The sequence below is a fragment of the Flectobacillus sp. genome (assembly GCF_049240685.1).
Classification (GTDB): Bacteria; Bacteroidota; Bacteroidia; order Cytophagales; family Spirosomataceae; genus Flectobacillus.
The window spans coordinates 1-6,414 of the sequence record NZ_JBMLSD010000244.1 but is presented as its reverse complement, the minus strand read 5'-3'; the positions used below and the strand labels follow the sequence as shown (position 1 = coordinate 6,414).

Below are 6,414 nucleotides of genomic sequence, written 5' to 3'. Positions count from 1 at the left end.
AATTAGCTTTTCGAGCGCCTTTTTGCTATTGCATCTATGGTTTAAGGTAAGTTAGCAGTGTAGAATTAGGTTTAAATTATGTGTTTTAGGCACAAGGTACAAGGCAACAGGCAAAAGGCAACAGGCACAAGGCAACAGGCAAAGAGTGTTGTTGTTTTTAGGTTTTTGCCCCAAGCCCCAAGCTGAAAGCAAAAAATGTTTTTATAAAAATATAAAGAGCTTTTGCCTAATACCTACGGCTCATTGCCTAATGCACTCAAATTAAATCTAATTTTACACTTTACTAGTTCAAGACTTAGGTTTGTTTTTTTAGTAGTAAGTAAAAGGAAACATTAAATCAATAGTGTCTCAAAGGTGAAAAATGAAGATAACATTTTGATTGTATTACAATAACCAATATACTGTTAACCTGATTACTGGACAAAACAAGAAAGTGAGATTGAGGTATATAGCCTTTGTCACTGATGATTTTAAAAACAGTTTTAAACTGTTAAAAAAATGAGTCCAAGACTAAGTCTTGAACTAGTAACTTCAATTTTGTCCAGTAATCAGACTGTTAACTAATAACGTCTTTTTAATTATCAAACTGTTTAGATACTGTTCAAACAAAAAGAAACCCCACCAATATCATATCGGAGGGGTTTTCTGTGCTAACAATCGCAATATTTAAGAGTAGTTTGTTTATATGTCTAGTTTAGAAGTAAGTCAAACTTGAAACGGTAATAAAAGTAATCAGATAAAAATCTTTGTAATAGTTTTAGGTTTTCCTAAAAAACAATACTCGTAAAAATGACCAGTGAAATAAGTTCGCAATACTTGTTGAATTTATAAAAATCATTGTACTAAAAAAAACCGATGTCAAAGATGCCAAAATAGCCCCTATCTTAATAAAGTCTCTTATTTCCATACTTAGGTAGGTATGCTCAGTAAGATAAATTGCCATTGTAACTCCAGTTCCAGCCAAAATACCACAACCTATAATTTGCACCCAATTGATGTTTGGAGGAAGTTGTACAAACTTCAATCGGACAACTAGCCATGTTGTAAGTACAATTCCGAGAGGTTTACCTAGTAGCAGTCCAATCAAAACACCTTTTACATGAGATTCTTGTAAGAATTCTAAGCTTTCCAAGTTGATAGCAACTGCTACATTGGCAAATACAAATAGCGGAACAATCAGATAATTTACTGGCATGTAAATCCATCTTTTTAGCTCATCTATTCGATTAATAGGGATAGAAAGGGCTGTAATAATTCCTGAGATGGCAGACGGAAAACCAGCTTGTACCATACTCCACCATAAGAATCCTCCTATAAAAAAATGAAAAGCCAAAGAGGTGTTCTTAAAATATTTTAACGCACCTAAAAAAATAATACTTAATAGAACGAGCACAATTTTTAGGCTTCCTACCGTTGGCAAATAAAATATCACCAAAAGCAAGAGTGCTAATAAGTCATCGATAATAGCCAAAGCAACAAAAAAAGCCTTGATAAAACTAGGTACTTTATTCCCAAGTAATTTTAAGATACCTAAAGAGAGGGCTATGTCAGTTGTAGTAGGAATAATCCAACCAGAAAGAATAGATTGTTCTTGATTAAGAAAACAAAATATTATGATGGGCACTACTAAGCCTCCAATGGCTCCAAAGAAAGGTAAACTGGCACGTTGATAAGTTTGAAGTTCACCTTGGGTAAGCTCCTTCTTTAAATCGAGGCCAATTTCCAACATAAACAATGTCATCAATCCTTTATTGATTACCTCTTGAGCCGATATTGCATTCAAAGCGGGAACTAATGGCGATACCCAAAACTTGATATAGGCACTACCGCTCATGGGAATATTGGCTAGCAAAAGAGTAAGGAATAAAGCATTGAGTAGTAAAAATCCACTTAGTTGACCTGTCTGCTCTATTTCAATAATAGGGCTTGACACCTCCTTGATAGGTTCGATCAAAACTTTATGGAAACGCTTTTTCATTGATAACTGACAGAAAACGTATTACTGTCTTTAGAGATGACTAGCTTGGAAGTAATCTTGTCTCGAAAGACCTGAATACCTGCAATATAATTTGGGAATAAAGAGATGCAAAATGCTTGAGGCACCATCTTTTTAAGATGACCAATTGCTCGGTTTTACATTCTTGTAAACCTTTTTGTAATTCTTTTTTAAATAATAGAGGCGAAAAGCTTACCTTCTTTAAAATTAGTTTAATATAGTTCAAGCGAGAAATTTTCGTTCTCTTTACGGTTACTTCCATAAGTCAATAAAGTTTGAATATTGATTTTAGGAGAATTTCCTAGTAAGACAAATAGGTAGAGTTATTGCATAGGCGACTCAGAATCAATTTCAGGGTTGTTGAATGAAGAGTACAAAAAAAGCTAACAAAGAAGTAAGGGGGCAACTGAGATATCAGACGAGAGCCAGTCAGTAAGCTAATGCCTCATATCTACCTGCCCCACAACTTCGTTAAACTTCAACATATATTTCTCTTTCCGATACAAATTTGCAATCATAAAGTTAAAACTTTCTTAGACAGATATTAGAAAATACTTAGAATGTAATATTGCTTGGTAAAATAAGCGTGAAAGTAGTACCCACTTTAGGAGAAGATTTGACATTTACCATACCGCCATGCATACGAGCGATACGTTCGACAAGCGAGAGACCAATACCATAACCCTTGGTGTCGGCGGTTTGGCTACTACGATAAAATGGTTGGAAGATATAGGATAATTCTGCCTCTTCAATACCGATACCCTTATCTTCTATAGATATCTGGATTTCGGTGGGCAAACAGCGCAGACGGATAATCGCTCTTTTGTCTAATGAGAATTTGCAGGCGTTTTCAGCAAGGTTGACAATAGCTGTTTTGAGTAAAGCAGAATTACCCAACATACAGAGCCCGTCGGGGTCTTCGGGTAGTTCATCAAAAATAATATCAATATGATAAAGCGCGTTACTTTTAGTCAAAAGCCCACGAACCTCCCACAATAGTTCATCAATACGAACTTTATCCACAAGCAAATCCTGTTTGGCTCCATCGACTTTGGTAAGTTTTAATAAGTTTTGAGTAAGCGCAATCAGCTCTTGGATATCATCAAGTACCGAGTACATTGTTTTTTGATATTCTTGAGGAGTACGAGTTTTGATAAGACTTACCTCTAACTGTGAAGACATTTTGGTTAAGGGGTTTCGAAGCTCATGCGAAACATTCGAAACAAACATTCTTTGCAGTTGGAAAGTCTCCTCTACACGATCGAGGAGCTGATTAATGGTGTGAGTTAATGTATCAATTTCATCTTGATTATCTTGTTCGGCAAGCCGCAGATGCATATTTTTGGGAACTATACTGTTGAGTTTTTGTCCCATATCATCGATTGGAGCGATAGCTTTGCCTGCATAATACCACCCTGCTGCCGAAACCCACAAGATGACAATCAGAAATAGTAAAACCATAATTAGCCGCATTTGCGCCAAAAATGCTCTTCCATAATCGTCAACAGCACTTGCTATAATAAAGTAAGGCTCGGGTGTATGGGTATAATAGTAGCCAACAACATGATGTTTGCCATCTCGGAAGCGATATTTCTTTTCTAACTGGATTTTGGTCATCAAATCGTCCGTTAGTGGTAGGCTTTTACGATCGTTGGTGGTAAATATCTTCTTTTTATTCTTATCATAAATCGTAATGTTTTCGTTGTGTAACACATTTTTATTACGATCGGTAATAGTTCTTAAAAGGGTAGAATCTACATCGTCGACTACAAAATAGAGCTCGGCGGTAGTCTCTGTCCGATTTGATAATCGTCGATAAAAGCTTTCACTTAAATAATATTGCGTGTAAAGGTATATCGACAACAATACCGCCAAAAGTATAGTTGAAACGATAAAAATAAATCTTACAGTAAGACTGACCCTTATTTGCATATTATTCTTTTTTCAGTACATAACCCATCCCAAATACGGTATGAATGAGCTTAGTATCAAAGTTTTTATCTATTTTTTTTCTTAAATAATTAATATATACTTCTACAAAATTGGTACCTGTATCAAAACCTATATCCCATACATTTTCTGCAAGTTGCACTTTGGATAGTACACGACCTTGATTGCGCATCATATATTCTAATAAAGTAAATTCTCTGGCAGTAAGTTCAATGACTTGCTCGTCACGAGTTACAACTTTTGTATCGAGGTTCATTTCTAAACCTTCAAATTTAAGCTTTTGGTGTGTCATTAAGGTACTTGACCCTCGTTTTGTGAGCGAGCGGACGCGTGCCAGTAGTTCCACAAATTGAAAAGGCTTGACTAGGTATTGGTCTGCACCAGAATCAAAACCATTAACTTTATCTTCGGTTTCGCCTAGTGCTGTAAGCATTAATATAGGTGTTTGAATTCCCGATTCGCGTAGCTCTCGCGACAAGACAAAGCCATTGAGCCCTGGCATAATAATATCGGTAATAATCAAAGAATAATTATTGCGCATGGCCAACTGCCTTGCGATGAGTCCGTCGTAGGCAATGTCTACCTCATAGTGGTTTTCTTCTAAGCCTTGTTGGATGGCATGCAGGGTTTTTGGTTCGTCTTCAACTACTAAAATTCTCATAGTTTTAAAATTTGATTGATATAAAAAGGAATACTAAAGTGTTAGGTAAGTTAGGGTTTTGTTTTAGACACTAGGCAACAGGCACAAGGCAACAGGCAGAAGGCACAAGGCAAAGAGTGCTAAAATGTTTTTTTTAATAAAAGATATTTTATCGCCAATGCCTACAGCATAAAGGCAACAGGCAAAGAGTGTTAAAATGTTTTTTTTAATAATAGATATTTTATTGCCTAATGCCTACAGCTTATAGCCTAAAGTCACAAGGCAAAAAGTGTTAAAATGTTTTTGCCTAATGCCTATTGCTTACAGCCTAAAGCTCAAAAACGTGCTAACTTAAAATTATACTATTTCGCCAATTGCCTCGTCGTTGAGATTGCTCGAGCTTCCTTTTTTCTCGGCAGTCATGATACCCACCATCATCAAAACGCTAGTTATTAGAATTACAAAAAATAAGATACCGTTGTTGAAAGTACTTAATTTGAATTGTTGAGGAATACTGTAAAACAATAATATAGTAATAAGCCCTCGGGGCATTAATAACAGCTCTGGCATGGTATTTTTCTGAGATTGTACAAAACGAAGATAGATAAATCTGATTACCAATAAGGCTAATACTACCATCGACCCTGTAATCCAAACCTCTTCTTGACCAAAAATATTGACATTCATCGAATAACCAAAAAGAATAAAAAAGAAGGTTCTAATCAAAAAAGCTGTTTCGGCCGTAATAGATTTTAGATTGTTTTCTACTTCATCAAACATGTGTTGTGGAATGCCCTCCACAATTATTCTAGGTCTGATAATATTTCTGTTGTTGATAAATAATCCAAAAAATAAGATAATTAACAAAGAAGGTAAGTGTAATAATTTACCCGCAGCATACAGTACTAAAAGTACGGCAAACAAAAGAAAATACTTCAGATGTAGTGTAATTCTGGACAAAAGATAAATCAGACCAAGAGCAACTACCACCGATAATAATAAAGACCAAACAATATTGAAACCGTAAAGTACTCCCGATTCTATCGAAATGCCTTCTTCGGCAATAAGATAATTGAAGAATAAAATGCCAAAAATATCTGAGAATGAAGCTTCATAAATAATAAATTCCCTTTTGTGAGGTAACAGGTTCTCTACACTCGGAATGACAATTGCGCTACTGATAATCGACATTGGAGTGGCATAAACCAAACAGTTACGAAATGTTTCACCTGTGGCCTGCTGTATTATAAAAGCAATCGAGAAAGAAGAGGCCAACAGAATAAGCAATGCCGCAAAAAAAGCCTGAGCAATCATTTTGGATTTATCTCGACTCAATTCCAAATCTAAACTCGCTTCGAGGATAATCATGATGAGTCCTACTACCCCCAAAATTTCAACAGTTTTGTTAACAAACGTGGCAGGCAATTGGTCTTGTCCAAAAAATTGTCCAATCAAAATCCCCGTTCCTAGAAGTAACAAAACCGATGGAATTGCAAATTTCTTGGCAATAAGATTAAAAATATAAGATATAATCACACCACCCGAAAGTAGCAAAACAATTTCATACGTATTCATATATACAAAATGGTTAATGGTGAAAGAAAATGAAAACTACCCGTTCGAATCATCGAAGTTTAATAAAAAATCGTAGGTTCTTGGGTTATGGTACAAAATTGGATTTAAGCGCTCGGATAGGCAAGCACAGCACATCTATTGTTTTAACACTTTAGGCCGTAAGCTGTAGGCATTAGGCAATAAAATATCTATTATTAAAAAAACAATTTAACACTCTTTGCCTGTTGAGTTTAGGCTGTAAGCTGTAGGCATT

At 35.5% G+C, this 6,414-nt stretch carries 4 protein-coding genes; all 4 read right to left on the bottom strand.

Annotated features, from left to right (window positions below; all coding sequences use genetic code 11):
- Positions 1-757: 757 nt before the first annotated feature.
- Complete coding sequence (locus ACOVQ4_RS11285) at positions 758-1,978, bottom strand: Na+/H+ antiporter NhaA (protein ID WP_421820746.1); 1,221 nt, start codon at positions 1,976-1,978, stop codon at positions 758-760.
- 573 nt (positions 1,979-2,551) lie between these two features.
- On the bottom strand, positions 2,552-3,928 hold the full coding sequence (locus ACOVQ4_RS11280; RefSeq protein ID WP_421820745.1) for a HAMP domain-containing sensor histidine kinase: 1,377 nt from the start codon (positions 3,926-3,928) through the stop codon (positions 2,552-2,554).
- Between the two features lies 1 nt (position 3,929).
- Entirely contained in the window at positions 3,930-4,607 is a 678-nt protein-coding gene (locus ACOVQ4_RS11275) for a response regulator (protein WP_421820744.1), read from the bottom strand.
- Between the two features lie 336 nt (positions 4,608-4,943).
- Positions 4,944-6,161 carry a cation:proton antiporter gene (locus tag ACOVQ4_RS11270; RefSeq protein ID WP_421820743.1) on the bottom strand — a complete coding sequence of 406 codons (1,218 nt, stop codon included), beginning with the start codon at positions 6,159-6,161 and terminating at the stop codon, positions 4,944-4,946.
- Positions 6,162-6,414 lie beyond the last annotated feature (253 nt).